We start from the raw sequence: 15,634 nt of genomic DNA on the forward strand, positions 1-15,634 counted from the left end.
GGTTCCTGCGTGTGACGCTTGAAAGGCCTGCCATTCTGAGGGGCGTCCGGGCGCGACACAAGACTGCCGAGCGCTGCGCTCACAGCTTCAGCCGATTTCAAGCTCACGCTCCATGCGCTCGATGCAATGCTGCATCTGGCTGCGACAGTGCTCGACAAGGTCCGGGATATCCTGCTTGCCCAGGCCGACGGTAGCGATCGGTGGCAACGAACGGACAATCACTGTCCGTCGGCGCCAACTGTTCAGGCTCAAGCGCCGTGCGTAACGACTGACACAGACCAGTACGATGGGCACGCCAGCCTCGATAGCCATATGGAATGCACCTTTCTTGAAATCCACCAACCGATCGGAAGGGTTGCGCGCGTCCTCCGGGAAAATCCAGATCGAGGTGTCGTTGCGCAGGATCCGCGTGGTCAGTTGCAGCGCCTTGCGTGTCTGGTACGCGTTGCTCCGGTCGACCAGCACATTGCCGCCCAGCCAGAACAGCTGGCCGAACAGCGGGATCCAGCCGAGGCTTTTCTTACCCATCGCCACGGTGCGCCGTGGCACCACATGACCCATGACGAACAGATCGAAGTTGGATGGGTGATTGGCGATGATCACGTACCCCGGAGGCTGATCCCGCAGGGGACCGACCTCGGCCTGACGCGCAGCCGCATCAGCCAGGTCGCTGGCAAGCTGTAGAGACGGGCAAAGAAACGGCTGTTATCCGGATTGAAAGGTCGACACAGGCCGATAAGCAGGCCCAGCAGGCCTGCGAGCAAGAAGTGCTCCCCAACAGGAGCATGCGGATCAGGTAAAGCATGACATGACTCACACCAGGCAGACGCATTCCAGTGTACAAGTGTGCACTTTAGCGACAATCCTTGCTGTACCGGTTGAGCCCGACGCAGGCCGGGCTCTTTGTCAGGAAAACATTCAGACCAGATGTTCCTGGTCGCGAGCGATAGCCTGGTCCAGGGCGTCCAGCAGGCCTTTGCGGACTTTGAGCTTGGTGTTGCGGTGCGCCAGCATGTTGAGTTTCTTCAATTCATGCGCGGCGCTATGCGCGGCGTCCTGCAACTGCTCGGGAGGGACGACTTTATCCAGGAACCCTGCATCCACCGCCGCGTGCGGATCGAACACCTCGGCATTGATCACCGAGCGGTGGAACGCCGAGCGGCGCAAGCGATCACGGGCCAGCTCGATGCCCGCGTGATGCATGGTCATGCCGATCTGCACTTCGTTCAGACAGATCTTGTAGGGGCCTTCGACGCCGATGCGATAGTCGACGGACAGCAACAGGAACGCGCCCTTGGCCACGGCATTGCCGGTGCAGGCAACGATGACGGGGAAGGGGTGAGACAGCAAGCGGCGGGCGAGGGTAGAGCCTGCCGTTACCAAGCCGACGGCCTCCTTGGGGCCGGAAGTCATCACCTTGAGATCATAACCTCCTGACAGGATGCCCGGCTGACCGGTGATGATCACCACCGCGCGGTCCTGTTCGGCCCGGTCCAGCGCCGCGTTGAACGCGGCGATCATGTCCGGCGAGATGGCGTTGACCTTGCCGTTGTCCAGGGTCAGTGTCGCGATGCCGTCTTCGGCATGGTAGGTAATCAGCTCGCTCATGGCAGGATCCTTTAGGTAACGTGGAGACGACGTTACCCAGCGCGGGCGGCCAGGTAAAGCGCCAAGGCTGACCGGCCGGTCAGCGATCCGCGCGCTTCGCCGGATTCCCCGGTGGCAGGCAGATAGCCATAGCAGAAGCACCGGAGAGATTGGCAGCATTGCCATGCAAGACCCCCGCGTTATGAAGGAACAGCTTAAGCGCATGAAAATTCTGAAAAAAACCTTTGCCATCCGAAACGCTTTCGACTACATTAGCGCGCCTCGACAGGCTGAACAGCTTGAAGAGAAACGGTGAAGTGTCCGAGTGGCTGAAGGAGCACGCCTGGAAAGTGTGTATACAGGAAACTGTATCAAGGGTTCGAATCCCTTCTTCACCGCCATATTGTGCCCAGAGAGCCCCGCTATGCGGGGCTTTCTGCTTTTTGGCGTCAGCTGTTCCCCCATCTGGGTCCCCACTTCGATATTGCGTTGCAGTGGAGATGCATTCGCTCAATGCGTCGCTGAGCTACGGCTACCTTCCTCTGCCTTTACTGGTCTACAGGGGCGCCCAGGAGGCTGGTGAGTAGTGCCGTCACCAGCAAGGCACATCACAGCGACGGCGAGGTTAATCTTCACGACCACGAAAAGCGTCACTGAGTACGATGCGACCATGAGCGCGAACAGAGGCGGCCATAACACCCGCCCTCATGCAGGCGGGTACGTTTGCAAGGCCGTGCCATGGAGTAACCCCCACATAGGCCATGTTTTCAATTTCGTGCGACATGGTGGTGCTCCTTGAAGAAGGGTTGCTATACGTTCAGTTTGTTAACGCAAGGGGATAGCGAAGCGAACCACCTCTCAAACGAGCATGTGTAGGCGCTACCGCCGTTGGATGCGGGCTGTATTTTATCTTTATCGCAACTACTAGTGCCTCAAGCAAACGCGCTGCGAACTCTTCAAGCTCGGGCAGCGTCTTGGTAGACCCGCGCTTATTGGCGATGAGTTGGATGATTGTCCGGTTGACTGCCTTTGCAGCGAAAATCAATCGTTCTGCGCAGGTGATGGAAATAGTCCTGCGAGAGCAGCATCGAGAGCAACATTCTTTCATGGCGAATTCCACTTGGGGTGGGAGGTCGCTATATTTGATATCGACTTAAAAATAGTTCGAATCTGAAGCAAAGAATGCGATCGCTTGAGTGCGCATGCAGCGCCTCACGCTGAAAAAAACGTAGCCTGTGAAACTTCCGTGAAAACTGGCAGGGAAGACTAACCAAGCTTTGTATACGCACCCTACGAACTCCTGAAATCAAAGCGCGCGCAGCTCGGATGATCCGATCTGGAAGCGTTCGGCTCCACGTACATGCCGAGATGCGGAATGGTATCGACGCGAAGCGACCAGTCTTGGTCCTTACCGGTGCGAAAATGCTCAGATCACATAGCTATAGCTGGATACTGCCTTGTCAGCACTAGCTGGTAAAAAGCAGCAAGGTAAAAGCACTTGGTGCGGTTTTGCCGCCTTCGCAACGGTCAGCGCGCACTCGCAGGAAAAACCGGAACCTGGAGAAGGGTCGCTGTTTCGCGGGCTGTTCGGCCCGAGTCTGGAGCGTGATTACGGGATCACCGTCTCGGGCCTGCCGGACCTGGCCTACGTCAGAAATAACCGCTCGATCCACGACGAACGCGAAGACGGCCAGAGCAACCTGCCGCTGACCGGGATGTCGGACGAAGGCCCGGAGTTCGGCGGTTTTCATATATTCATCGACAAGCCGCTGAAATCGACCTCGTACTGGCCTGGCTTCGCTATCGCTACCTCAAGGAAACCCGTCCGCCGCAAGCGGTCGCAGCAGACGCACAAAACGGCAACTGGCCGGCGACGCTACGTTATCGCAACGTGCCGCTGAACATCATCGGTATGCTCTGCGTGTTGACCAGCCTTTTCGTGGTCAGCGTGATGATGCCCAACTACCTGACCGATTATTTGAAGCTGTCGGTGCAGCAGATGGGCTTCGTGATGACGGCCATCGGGCTCGGTGGCTTTCTCGGGCAACTGATCATGCCAGCCTTGTCTGACCGGATCGGGCGCAAGACGCTGGTGATCATCTCGTTCCTCGCCACCGGGCTGTCGCTGTGGCTGATGATCCACACCGGGGCCGAGCCGATGAAATTGTTCCTGCTGCTGTTCCTCCCCACCTTCTGCAACTTCAGCATGATCTGCATGACCGTCGGCCCGCTGACCCGTGAGTCGGTGTGCGTCGCGTTGACGTCCACTGCGACGGGGCTGGTGGTGGGAATCGGCGAGATTTTCGGAGGGGTATCGCGCCCGCCATCGCCGGCTTCATCGCTCAACATCACGGCATCGAAAACACCTTGTATCTGACGTTGGGCGGCGTGGCATTGGGGCTGCTGGTGGCGCTGGCGCTGAAGGAAACGGCATCAGGCCGTCAGCGAGTCGTTCTCGAGAAAGCTTGAAATCAGGCGCTGCACGGTTTGCGGGACCTGCATCAGGTCGATCTCGGCCTGATTCAGCAGCCATTCGTAGACCATGCCGGTGAGCAACGCGTTGACGGCAGTGGCGGCGGCCTGGATGTTGCGGTGCGGGCTGCCGTTGGTGTCCTGGTAACGCCAGGTCAATGCGGCGACAAGGTAGCTTTTTATCCTGTGAAGAATGGTGGTTAGCCGGCAATACACCTGATGGTTGTCGGTCACCAGTTCCGTGCGGTGCAATAGGATCAACGTGATGCGGTGCTGGCGCGGATCATTGACGATCTCATGCAGGGCGTCACCGATGGCCTCGCTCAGTTCGGCCAGCGAGGGCGCTTGCGACCGTGAGGTGAAGTGGTCCGGCAGTCGGTCCCAAGGCAGCTGGCCGCGATCCAATACCGCCTCCAGCAACTGATATTTGTCGCTGAAGTGCCAGTAGATCGCACCTCGCGTCAGTCCGGCGCGCTCGGCGATGTCGTGAAAGGTCGCATGGGCATAGCCTCTCTCGCTGAACACCTGTTCGGCGGCATCCAGTAACAGACCATGGGTCTTGTCCGCTTCTTCCTTGCACTTTCTCGCCATCCCGGTTTCTCCGTAGCGCCTTGCACGTATTTTCTCAGTTGCCGCCCGCCAGTTTGGCAATTGATTCCTTGCATTCTTTCAGCGCCTGCTTGAACTCGAAGGAGCGGATCTGAAAGCGCGAGGTCGGTGCCACCACGGCCACGGCATGGGGGCCCATGAAGGTCGGAATCAGAATCGCGCAGGCGCTGATGCCTACGGTGTGTTCCTGATGGTCGAGGGCAAAGCCGTTGGCGCGAATCTGCGCGAGTTCGACCAGCAGCGATTCGATGTCGTGGGTGGCATCGGTCAGCGGGTCGAGTCTGTCACCCAGCCATTCGCGCACCTGTTCGTCGGTGAGCGTGGAAAGCAGTGCTTTGCCGTCGGCGGTGGCGTACATCGGCAGCGATTGGCCCATGGGAAACACCACGCGCAATTCGCGTTCGGCAATGACCCGGTCGATGACCACCGTATGTTTGCCGCTGATGCATGACAGCGTGACGCTCTCCTGAAGGTGGTCGCACAGCGTTTCCAGAGATTTGCGCGCGATGGAGATGATGTCGGTATGGGTCTGGTGGATCAGTTGGGCCAGCGCCGGCCCCAGACGAAAGCCGTTACCCGGACGCATGGCTTCCACCATCTGTTCGGTTTCCAGCGCCGCGACGATGCGTTGCACCGTGGAGCGGGCCAGGCCGACGTCCTGGGCGATGGCGGCGAGGCTCAAGCCTTGCGGATTGCGGCCCAGCGCGCGCATGACCGCGCTGGCACGGGCGATCACCTGAATGCCGCCCGAGCGCGATTCGTCGTTGTCGTTGCTGTCTTTCAGGTTACTCATTGCCTTCCTCGATTCGGCTGTCCGCTGTCGATCCGCGATGCGTGATCGGGGCTCGCGCCGAAGTTTACAGACTCCGCAAATCAGTCAGCCATCGAAATGCTCGTTGCGTGATTTGCAGTGACCGCATTATGATACACCGCATCGCATTGTGGTTAATTAAATCCTTATATTGAAAATTGCTACCGTCTTCGTGCCGTTTCACGACGACCGGATGGCTGTGTTTCGCAGGAGTTCGACATGAAGATCAAAACCGACCGAAGCGTCTATCGCGCTCTGCCCTTGGCGGTGCTGTTACTGGCCGGGTGCAAGGAACCGGAACAAGCCGCTGCCATCGAGACGCCGGAGGTAGGAGTAGTGACCCTCAAGTCCGAACCGGTGCTGTTGAGCAGCGATCTGCCTGGCCGCACGTCCGCCTTCCGGGTGGCCGAAGTTCGCCCGCAGGTGAGCGGCATCATTCAGAAGCGGCTGTTCAATGAAGGCGGGGTGGTCAAAAAGGGGCAGCAGCTGTATCAGATCAATCCGTCGAGTTATCAGGCGGCCTATGACAAGGCCAAGGCCAACCTCGACACCACGCGCAATCTGGCCGAACGCTACAAGCGACTGGTGGAAAGCCGGGCCATCAGCCGTCAGCAGTTCGACGACGCCGATGCCAATTACCGTCAGGCCCAGGCCGACCTGAAAATGGCTCAGATCAACCTGGAATACACCAAGGTCCTGGCCCCCATCGATGGCCGCATCAGCCGCTCGAGCGTCACCGAAGGTGCGCTGGTCAGCACCAATCAGACTGACGCGCTGGCGTCGATCAACCAGCTCGACCCGATCTATGTCGACGTCACACAGGCGTCCACCGAGATGCTGCGCCTTCGACGCGAAGTGGCGTCGGGGCAACTGAGCATGGCGGGTCCCGATCAGGTAAAAGTGCAACTGACGCTGGAAGACGGCACTGCGTATGGCCAGTCGGGAGCGCTGAAATTCACCGAGGTCACGGTCGATCCGGGCACCGGTGCCGTGACCATGCGCGCCGCGTTTCCCAACCCGGACAACATTCTGCTGCCGGGGATGTTCGTCCACGCAAGGCTCGCTGAAGGCATGCGCGAGCAGGCGATTCTGGTGCCGCAACAGGGCGTGACCCGAGACCTCAAGGGGCTGGCGACCGCGCTGGTGGTGGGGCCCGACAACAAAGCCCAACTGCGGGAAATCAACGTCATGCGCACCATCGGCAATCAATGGCTGGTGGAGTCGGGACTGAATGTCGGTGATCGGGTCATCACCGAGGGCTTGCAGCGGGTCAAGCCCGGCATGGAATTGATTCCTGTCGCCGCACGCAACGTCGCCGCCAATCCGGCGATGGCCAGTTCAGCACCCTGATACATCCGCGTTTCACGCAATGACGCTGCGGCGTTCCACGCTTTTCAGGTAACTCTTCATGGCTAACTTTTTCATCAACAGGCCGATCTTCGCCTGGGTGATCGCGATCGTGATCATGCTGGCTGGCGGGCTGGCAATCCTCAAGCTCCCGGTCAACCAGTACCCCAACATCGCCGCGCCTGCGGTCAACATCACCGTCACTTATCCGGGGGCGTCAGCACAGACTGTGCAGGACACCGTGGTTCAGGTGATCGAACAGCAACTGAACAACCTCGATGGCCTGCGTTACATGTCATCTGAGAGCAACAGCGATGGCAGCACCAACATCACTGTGACCTTCGATCAGGGAACCAATCCCGATATTGCCCAGGTCCAGGTGCAGAACAAACTGCAATTGGCCACGCCTTTGCTGCCTCAGGAAGTGCAGAAACAGGGTCTGCGGGTGGCTAAGTACCAGATCAACTTCATGCTGATCGTGGGGCTGTATTCCGAAGACGGCTCGATGGACGATTTCGACATCGGCAACTACATCGCTTCAAATATGAAAGACCCGATCACGCGTACCCGAGGTGTCGGCGACTTCCTCTTGCTCGGGGCGCAATACGCGATGCGCATCTGGGTCGATCCCGCGAAGTTGGAAAGCTATCAGCTGACTCCGCAAGACGTGATCAACGCCGTGCAGTCGGAAAACGTGCAGGTGTCATCCGGCTCGCTGGGCGGCCTGCCGACGCGTAAGCAAGTACAGCTCAACGCTACGGTGCTGGGCAGCTCACGGATGAAAACCGCCGAAGAGTTCAACGAGATTCTGGTTAAGGTCAATCCGGATGGCTCACAGGTCCGGGTGAAAGACGTCGCGATAGTCAGCCTTGGCGCGGAGAACTTCTCGATTTCCGGTACCTACAACGGCAAGCCCGCAGCAGCCATCGCGCTGCGTCTCGCCACCGGTGCCAACCTGCTGGAAACCGTGAAGGGCGTGCGTCAGACCGTTGCCGAGCTGGAGCCGTACTTTCCCAAAGGGCTGAAGGTCGTCTTTCCCTACGACACCTCGCCCGTGGTCAGCGCCTCGATTCATGAGGTGGTGAAGACCTTGCTTGAAGGCATTCTGCTGGTGTTTCTGGTCATGTACCTGTTCATGCAGAACATCCGTGCCACGCTGATTCCGACCCTTGCAGTTCCGGTGGTGTTGCTCGGTACGTTCGGGATTCTTGCAGCCTTCGGTTTCACCATCAATACCTTGACCATGTTCGGCATGGTGTTGGCCATCGGATTGCTGGTGGACGACGCGATCGTGGTGGTGGAAAACGTCGAACGGGTCATGTCCGAGGACGGATCCTCGCCCAAGGAAGCGACACGCAAATCCATGGGCCAGATTCAGGGGGCGTTGGTGGGGATCGCCCTGGTGCTGTCGGCGGTGTTCGTGCCAATGGCCTTTTTCGGGGGCGCGACGGGGATCATCTATCGGCAGTTTTCCGTGACCATCGTCTCGGCCATGGCGCTGTCGGTGTTGGTGGCGCTGATCTTCACCCCTGCGCTGTGCGCGACCATTCTCAAACCTGTCAGTCACGATCACCACCAAAAGAAAGGCTTCTTCGGTTGGTTCAACCGCACCTTTGATCGCGGGGCCGATAAATACAAGGCCGGGGTTGCCGGGATCGTTCGACGCAAGGGGATGTTCCTTCTCGTGTATCTGGGCGTGGTGGTGGCGATGACGCTGCTGTTTCTGAAAATTCCCACTGCGTTTCTGCCGGATGAGGATCAAGGCACCATGATCGTTCAGGTGCAGATGCCGCCGAATACTTCAGCACAACGGACACAAGTGGTTCTGGACGACGTACGCGATTACGTATTGAAGCAGGAGGCGGGCATCGTCGAGTCGGCGTACACGGTCAACGGTTTCAACTTCGCCGGTCGCGGACAGAGCTCGGGCATGCTGTTCGTCGGCCTCAAACCATGGGAAGAGCGCAGCGGTGCCGAAACGTCGGTGTTCGCGCTGAGCCAACGCATTCAGGCTCACGCCAACCAGATCAAGGATGGCACAGTCATCGCCATCGTCCCACCGGCCATCCTGGAGATGGGTAACGCCAGCGGTTTCGATATGTACCTGCAGGACAACGTGGGCATGGGTCACGAAAAACTGATGGAGGCGCGTAATCAGTTCCTGCAGCTGGCCGCGCAGGAGCCGACGCTGGTCCGTGTACGGCCTAACGGTCTGAACGACGAGCCGCAGTATCAGATCACCATCGACAAGGAAAAAGCCCGCGCGCTGCAGGTCAGTATCAGTGACATCAATGACACCATGAGCACGGCGTGGGGATCGTCCTACGTTAACGATTTCATCGACCGTGGCCGGGTCAAGAAGGTTTACGTGCAGGGCACGATCGACGGGCGTATCGCGCCGGAAGACTTCGCCAAATGGTATGTGCGTAACGCGCAAGGGCAGATGGTCAAGTTCTCGGCCTTCGCCTCGGGCCACTGGACTTACGGATCGCCCAAGCTTGAGCGTTACAACGGTGTGCCTGGTGTGGAAATCATGGGCGAGCCTGCACCGGGCTACAGCTCCGGGGATGCCATGGCGGCAGTTGACCGAATCGCCAGACAGCTGCCCGATGGTGTGGGCGTACGCTTCACCGGTATTTCCTATGAGGAACGCATGTCCGGTTCTCAGGCGCCGGCGCTGTACGCGATTTCGATCTTGATCGTGTTCCTGTGTCTGGCGGCCCTCTACGAGAGCTGGTCGGTGCCGGTGTCCGTCATCATGGTCGTTCCTCTCGGTGTGATCGGCGCGGTCGTCGCGACCTTGTTGCGCGGGCTGTCCAACGACGTGTTCTTCCAGGTGGGTTTGCTGACCACCGTCGGACTCTCGGCCAAGAATGCGATCCTTATCGTCGAGTTCGCCAAGGCATTGCATGAAGAGCAAGGCAAACCGCTGATGGAAGCGGCTGTGGAAGCGGCGCGCCTGCGTTTGCGGCCGATCATCATGACCTCGCTGGCGTTCATGCTGGGCGTGTTGCCCTTGGCCATTTCCAACGGTGCCGGTTCCGGCAGCCAGCACTCCATCGGTACCGGTGTGATCGGCGGCATGATCACGGCCACGTTCCTGGCGGTGTTCTTCGTGCCGATGTTCTTCGTGGTGATCTGCAAGCTGTTTGGCAAGAAGACACCAGACCAGCCCCATGACCAGGCGCAAATCCAGGGAGAGCAGCCATGAAAACCAGTCGTCTGAGCGCTGCCGTGCTGGTAGCGCTGATCGGCCTGAGCGGCTGCTCCCTGATTCCCCAATACCAACGTCCGCAAGCCCCGGTCGATCAGACCTGGGACATGCCCGCTGACGCACAAGCCAACGCCCACCGCTTGAACTGGGAGCAGTTTTTCCAGAGTACGGTGCTCAAGGATCTGATCAACCAGTCATTGACCAATAACCGCGACTTGCAGGTCGCGGCATTGAACATCGAGAAAGCCCAGGCCCAGTACCGGATTTCCCGGGCTGACCTCCTGCCGACCATCATCGCTTCAGGTGCGGGTGACAGCCAGCGTGTTCCGGAGGACCTGAGTACCACGGGCGATAACCGGATCACTCATCAATACAGCGCAGGTGTCGGTTTTACCGCCTACGAACTGGACTTTTTTGGCCGTGTGCGCAGCCTCGATCAACAGGCGCTGGAACGCTATCTCTCGACGGTCGGGGCCCAGCGCAGCGTCAAGGTGGCGCTGATCGCCGAGGTTGCCCGCGCGTATTTCCAGCTGCAGGCCGATCAGCAATTGTTGGCCATTTCACGCCAGACGTTGACCAGTCAACAAGACAGCTATGCGCTGGTGAAAAGCAGCTACGATCAGGAGGTCGCGACCGAACTTGACCTGAGTCAGGCCGAAAGCACCGTGCGCACGGCCGAGGCTGCACAGGCGCGCTACGAGCGTCAGGTGGCCCAGGGCAAGAACGCCTTGGTATTGCTGGTGGGTAAACCATTGGCGCCGGAATACTTCGCGGCGATAGATCTGGATGCGTTGCATGTCGATGAGCAGCTCCCCGTGGGCCTGCCCTCCGATCTGCTGATGTACCGACCGGATATCCTGAGTGCGGAGCACGAGCTTAAAGCTGCGAACGCCAACATTGGTGCGGCGCGTGCGGCGTTTTTTCCGAGCATCACGCTGACTGCGTCGGCCGGGTCGGCCAGCGCTGACCTGGGGCAGTTGTTTGCGGGCGGGCAGGGGGTGTGGAGCTTCGTGCCGTCGATCAACATTCCGATCTTCAATGCCGGGCGCAACCAAGCCAATCTGGATGTTGCCAAGGTGCAGAAGTCCATCGAGATCGCCAACTATCAGAAGGCGATTCAGGTGGCGTTCCGCGAAGTCGCGGACAGCTTGACGGCGCGCGACTCTCTCAACACCCAGGTGATCGCCGAAACCCTCCTAGTGCAGGCTAATCAGCGCAATTACAAGTTGGCTGACAGTCGTTATAAAGAGGGCGTCGATACCTATCTGAACTCGCTGGACGCCCAGCGCAATCTGTTCAGTTCCCAGCAGAGCTTGATCACCACCAAGCTGTCACGGATCAACAATCTAGTGTCGCTGTACAAGGCATTGGGCGGAGGTGAGGGCGCGGACATCAATCTCTAAGTATCTTTCTCCCTGAAACTCTCCACGAGCGTTTCCTCCCTTGGGCCCATGAATTTCTTTGCCATGGGCCCTTTTTTGTTCCTGGTTTGTCAGCAGTACATTCGCAACCCACCAGTGCGCAACCGCCAATACGATGAGCCAACAGGTTGATAAGGCGTCTGAGATGAAATCCATTTTATTCTCGTGTCCGTTATAGGCTTTCATCGGCACACCCGAATGGCTGCTTCTGGCCGATATCAGGCACTCGCAAGGGGCTGCTATCAACCCAAAGCAGTCATCTTGCGAATCATGAGGCCGACGCCAAAAGGACTTAGACGCCTTCAGCCCCCTGCCGCAGAATTTGCATCAGCTGTCCAACAACGATGGCTTCGACAGCACCTTCACTGGCGCCCGCCTCAAAAGCAGCGCAACAAGCCGATGCATCGCCGTCGCAAATACGGTAGACAGCAATGACACTGCCTGGCCCGCAGCCTGTGTGCCCGCATAGGGAATATCCGCCATCAATCGATCCCTGCATCACACCTAGGCCATAGCCCGGCGTGATCCATGGGCGCCCGGGAATCGGGCCGCCCAATATTCGTGCTGTCTGCATTTCCTGGAGCAAGCCCGTGGAGAGCAGGTCTCCGCAGAGGAGTCGATCCAGAAATAGCGCTGCTTGAGAAATTGGGCCGATTAACAGGCCGTGATAAACCCAGGCGGGGTCATAATTTGAGGTGCTTTCAAGATGAGTCGTTTGTAAGTCTGCTCGCGTTTTAGCAAAGCGAACGTTCGACAGACCCAGAGGGGAAAGTGCCCGTTGAATCACCGCTTCATCAAGCGTCAGATCAGTTAGCCGTTCAATTAGCCTGCCGATGAGTAAGTAGCCCACATTCGAGTAACGCCAACCCGTTCCGGGACTGTATCGAAGTCGAGCACCGTCAAGGCGTTGCATCATTTCATTTGCCGACCAGGCTGGCTCACTGTTCGTAACGGCGGCGTGATACTCCGCAAGTTCGCCGTAATCAGCCAGACCCGCCTCATGCCGCAGAAGCTGGCGTAACGTGAAAGGCTGAGCAAGAATTGGGTCGTCCAATCGGATCAGCCCGTCACGCACCAACGATAGGGCTGTCGCAGCCAAGACTGTTTTCGTAAAACTCCACCAGGGGACCATTAGTTCTAATCGATCAGGCGTTTGTGGCTGACCATTTGATACGAGTGAACTGAGCATTGGCGTCCTTGGAATGTTGAGCGGATCGACAGCTCGACAAGATATCTCATTCACTCTTCTTCACCAGAGTGAAAAGTCAGCCGTTTGTACTGTCCTGAACGACTGCCTGCCTGTCGCCCACAACACTGACGACATCCCAATCTTCGTCGCGCCAATGTCCAACATGATCAAATAGTGGATTTGCCTCAACATACCGCCAGATGACGTGGAGAAGATCTCCTGACTTCGTTCACTGACTCCCACGGAAGGCGTTGATATCGCCGGCGCATAAGGAGTCTAGGCGGTCGGCGTCGGTGGGTGCACGTGTGGCCTGGGCCAGCAGTCGCTCGTCCAGGGTCACGCCCAGGTGCTGCAGGCGCAGCGCCGTGAGCGGGTGAGTATCGAACGGGTGGGCGATCACGCGTCATTACCTGCTTGCGCTCGCTGATCGACAGCTGCTGCAGTAACGTATCGCTCGGATTGGCGAACCACTGGCGCATGACCTGCGCCTCCTCCAACACGCTGCCGGCACGCCTGCCCTGGAGGCTGGTCCCAGCCTGTCAGGGCCAGCGGCAGCAGCATCGTCAGTGCCCACCTCAACCTTCGCGCGCGACCCATCGTTTAGTCCGCCTTGAGGTGGTCGGTCAGAAACGCCTGAGCATTGCTCGGATTGGACAGGGATCTGTCATAACCGACATTCAGCGGCTGTGCTTCGCCCGGCAGGTACAGCTCGCCGCATCCATTGCGCAGAATCAATACCACGAATTTCTGACCCTCGAACGTTGTGGAGTAGCGGATGCCCTTGGCGGTTTTCTCGACAGTTGAAAGAAAACACAGACCTTAGAACTCCACGGACGCCGACAACCGCGCCGTGCGCGGGGCACCCTGGAACAGGTAGTTGTCGCCCAGGTAATCACCCACGTCACGCCAGTAGCGCTTGTCGAACAGGTTGTCCACGGTCAGGCGCAAGACCGTGTCATGACCGCCGATACGGGTGCGGTACCGGCTGCCGATGTCGAACACGGTGTAACCGCCGACCGCGACGTTGCCGCCTTGCTCGGCGTACTTGCTGGCGCTGTAGCGGGCACCGCCGAGCAGGGCGAGCCCCGGAATCGGCAGGCTGTAGTCGGCCTGCAGCGAGGCACGCAGGTTGGGCACGTTGATCGCCTGATGGCCTTCATAGGCCTCGGTACCGCTGCCTGACACGCGGGCGCGGATGGCGGCGGCGCTGGCATGCACCTGCAGGCGCGAGGTGACCCAGCCGCTGGCGCCAAGCTCCAGGCCGGTATTCTTCTGTTGGCCTTGCTGCACATAGAGGAAGGTGCCGTCGCTTTCGGGGCGCGCGTACTGGTAGGCCTGGCGGATCTGGAAGAGCGCCGCGCTCAGGCTCAGGCCCTGCCAGTCGCGCTTGATGCCCAGTTCCAGTTGGCGCGACAGGGTCGGGGCGAGTATCTGCGCTGCGTTGCTCGCGAACCAGGGCGCGGTACCGCCCGCCGACAAGCCTTTGCTATAGCTGGCGTAGAGCGTGGTGTCCGGGCGCGGCTTGTAGATCAGCGCCGCATTGGGCAGCAACTGGTATTGGCGCGTGTGGCGTCCGGCTGTCCCGTTCTCGTCCCAGGTCTGCTCGTCCAGACGCACTTCGCGGGCGCCGATCACGGTCTGCCATTGCTCGTTGAAACTGATGCGATCGCTCGCGAATACGCCGTACTGGCGGCTATCCAGGCGACGGGTGCTGGAGCCCACGGCACGCTCGGACGGGTCCAGTCCGGGAGCGCCGGTGTCGATGTTGCCGCTGCCCTGCCACTCGTTGTAGTACGGGCGCTGGTCCAGGGTACGGCGTTGTGCGCTGGCACCGATCGTCAGCTCGTGGCTCAGCCCCAGGGCTTCGAAGCGGCCATCGAGCGTTGCCTGGGATTCATCGATGCGCCGCGTGTCATCGGGGCTACGAAAGTCATAGATATCGTAATCGCCCTCGGCACTGAAATAGTTGGGCACCGCTACGCCTTCACAACTGGCCGAGCCATAGCAGCCCCAGGCGAACGAACTGTAGTCATCGATCACCACCTTGCTGCGCGAAGCGGCCAGGGTCCCGGTCCAGTTGTCATTGAAGCGGTACTCGAAGCGCCCGCCCAGGTTCAGCGAATCGCTTCGTACCGGCTTGGCCCACTGCTGATAAGCCAGGCGATCATCGGGATCGATGCCATGGGGCAGGTCGTTGCCTCCCAGCAGCTGATAACCGGGGACCGAGCGCTGCTCGCGATGCTGGTACTCGGCATCGAGCTGCAGGGTAGCGTTGGGGCTCAGCTGCCAGTCGAAGGCCAGGGAAGCGAAGTCGCGCTTGCCGTCGGCATGGTCGACATAGGAGCGGATGTCCTCATGGGCCAGATTGGCGCGCAGACCGAACTGGCGCTCGCTGCCGAACCAGCCGCCCAGGTCGGTGGCCAGGTAGCGCTCACCCTGTTCATTGGTCGACAGGCTGATGCTGCGGACATCGGCCGCACGCTTGGTCACATAGTTGACCAGGCCGCCCGGTTCGGCCACGCCGCTTTGCAGGCCGGACAACCCCTTGAGCAGCTCGACCTGCTGCTTGTTTTCCAGGGCAACGCTCTGCTCGCCGGCCACGGTCTGGCCATTGATCTTGTAGCTGCTGGCGGCATTGAGTTCGAAGCCGCGCACATTGAAGTTCTCGTAGTAGCCGATCGGTGCATAGCTCTCGCCCACCGAGGCATCGCTCTGCAGTACCTCGCTGAGCTTGCGCACCTGACGGTCCTGCAGGAGCTGTTCGCTGAACACACTGATCGACGCCGGAGTGTCGAGCAAGGGTGCCTCACGGAAACTGCCCACGGCGGCCTGACGTACCTGGTAGCCGTCGCCGCCGTAAGTGTCGGAAACCTGCAGCGGATCGAGGGTCACGCTCTGATCGGCGAGACCGTGGGGGCTGTGCAGGGCGAGGCCCAGGCTGAGCAGGCTCAGGGGCAGGCGCGGGTGAGGCAGGGTCATGCAAG

The 15,634-nt window shown here is 59.5% G+C and carries 12 protein-coding genes, 1 tRNA gene and 1 pseudogene; 6 read left to right on the forward strand and 8 right to left on the reverse strand.

Features of this window, described 5'->3' with window-relative positions; all coding sequences use genetic code 11:
- Positions 1 to 87: 87 nt before the first annotated feature.
- Both G7009_RS06785 and G7009_RS06790 read right to left on the reverse strand, forming a co-directional pair.
- Positions 88 to 805, reverse strand: a pseudogene (locus G7009_RS06785) (lysophospholipid acyltransferase family protein).
- 113 nt (positions 806 to 918) lie between these two features.
- Positions 919 to 1,608 (reverse strand): crotonase/enoyl-CoA hydratase family protein, encoded by a 690-nt coding sequence (locus G7009_RS06790; protein ID WP_181129143.1) that lies wholly within the window; start codon positions 1,606 to 1,608, stop codon positions 919 to 921.
- A gap of 290 nt (positions 1,609 to 1,898) precedes the next feature.
- Here G7009_RS06790 and G7009_RS06795 point away from each other — a divergent pair.
- From G7009_RS06795 to G7009_RS06800, 3 genes are all read left to right on the forward strand, one after another.
- Positions 1,899 to 1,988 (forward strand) — tRNA-Ser (locus G7009_RS06795).
- 1,056 nt (positions 1,989 to 3,044) lie between these two features.
- Entirely contained in the window at positions 3,045 to 3,488 is a 444-nt protein-coding gene (locus tag G7009_RS27480) for a hypothetical protein (RefSeq protein ID WP_219856460.1), read from the forward strand.
- Positions 3,479 to 3,964 (forward strand): MFS transporter, encoded by a 486-nt coding sequence (locus G7009_RS06800; RefSeq protein WP_308813315.1) that lies wholly within the window; start codon positions 3,479 to 3,481, stop codon positions 3,962 to 3,964. Before G7009_RS27480 ends, G7009_RS06800 begins: the two co-directional genes overlap by 10 nt.
- A 56-nt stretch (positions 3,965 to 4,020) precedes the next feature.
- Here the strand turns inward: G7009_RS06800 and G7009_RS06805 are convergent, their stop codons facing one another.
- Positions 4,021 to 4,650 carry a TetR family transcriptional regulator gene (locus G7009_RS06805; RefSeq protein ID WP_181129144.1) on the reverse strand — a complete coding sequence of 210 codons (630 nt, stop codon included), beginning with the start codon at positions 4,648 to 4,650 and terminating at the stop codon, positions 4,021 to 4,023.
- 34 nt (positions 4,651 to 4,684) lie between these two features.
- Positions 4,685 to 5,461 carry an IclR family transcriptional regulator gene (locus G7009_RS06810; protein ID WP_181129145.1) on the reverse strand — a complete coding sequence of 259 codons (777 nt, stop codon included), beginning with the start codon at positions 5,459 to 5,461 and terminating at the stop codon, positions 4,685 to 4,687.
- A gap of 237 nt (positions 5,462 to 5,698) precedes the next feature.
- Here G7009_RS06810 and G7009_RS06815 point away from each other — a divergent pair, with 237 nt between their 5' ends.
- Genes G7009_RS06815 through G7009_RS06825 form a run of 3 tightly spaced genes read left to right on the forward strand, consistent with a single transcriptional unit; the run spans position 5,699 to position 11,443 of the window.
- Positions 5,699 to 6,829 carry an efflux RND transporter periplasmic adaptor subunit gene (locus G7009_RS06815; RefSeq protein WP_181129146.1) on the forward strand — a complete coding sequence of 377 codons (1,131 nt, stop codon included), beginning with the start codon at positions 5,699 to 5,701 and terminating at the stop codon, positions 6,827 to 6,829.
- A gap of 58 nt (positions 6,830 to 6,887) precedes the next feature.
- Positions 6,888 to 10,037 carry an efflux RND transporter permease subunit gene (locus tag G7009_RS06820; RefSeq protein WP_181129147.1) on the forward strand — a complete coding sequence of 1,050 codons (3,150 nt, stop codon included), beginning with the start codon at positions 6,888 to 6,890 and terminating at the stop codon, positions 10,035 to 10,037.
- The gene (locus G7009_RS06825) at positions 10,034 to 11,443 is read left to right on the forward strand and encodes an efflux transporter outer membrane subunit (protein ID WP_181129148.1); all 1,410 of its coding nucleotides are present in this window, start codon (positions 10,034 to 10,036) and stop codon (positions 11,441 to 11,443) included. The genes G7009_RS06820 and G7009_RS06825 overlap by 4 nt, the downstream gene beginning before the upstream one ends.
- A 310-nt stretch (positions 11,444 to 11,753) precedes the next feature.
- On the opposite strand, the gene G7009_RS06830 is transcribed toward G7009_RS06825, so the two are convergent.
- The 4 genes from G7009_RS06830 to G7009_RS06845 all read right to left on the reverse strand — a co-directional run bounded on the left by G7009_RS06830 (position 11,754) and on the right by G7009_RS06845 (position 15,629).
- A complete protein-coding gene (locus G7009_RS06830) occupies positions 11,754 to 12,650 on the reverse strand; it encodes a serine hydrolase domain-containing protein (protein ID WP_181129149.1) in 897 nt (298 codons plus the stop codon).
- 229 nt (positions 12,651 to 12,879) lie between these two features.
- Positions 12,880 to 13,050 (reverse strand): hypothetical protein, encoded by a 171-nt coding sequence (locus tag G7009_RS06835; protein ID WP_181129150.1) that lies wholly within the window; start codon positions 13,048 to 13,050, stop codon positions 12,880 to 12,882.
- Between the two features lie 200 nt (positions 13,051 to 13,250).
- Complete coding sequence (locus G7009_RS06840) at positions 13,251 to 13,391, reverse strand: hypothetical protein (protein ID WP_181129151.1); 141 nt, start codon at positions 13,389 to 13,391, stop codon at positions 13,251 to 13,253.
- Positions 13,392 to 13,469: 78 nt separating this feature from the next.
- Complete coding sequence (locus G7009_RS06845) at positions 13,470 to 15,629, reverse strand: TonB-dependent siderophore receptor (protein WP_181129152.1); 2,160 nt, start codon at positions 15,627 to 15,629, stop codon at positions 13,470 to 13,472.
- Between the last annotated feature and the right edge of the window lie 5 nt (positions 15,630 to 15,634).

This window comes from Pseudomonas capeferrum (assembly GCF_013523055.1).
In the GTDB taxonomy this organism is placed as follows: Bacteria; Pseudomonadota; Gammaproteobacteria; order Pseudomonadales; family Pseudomonadaceae; genus Aquipseudomonas; species Aquipseudomonas capeferrum_A.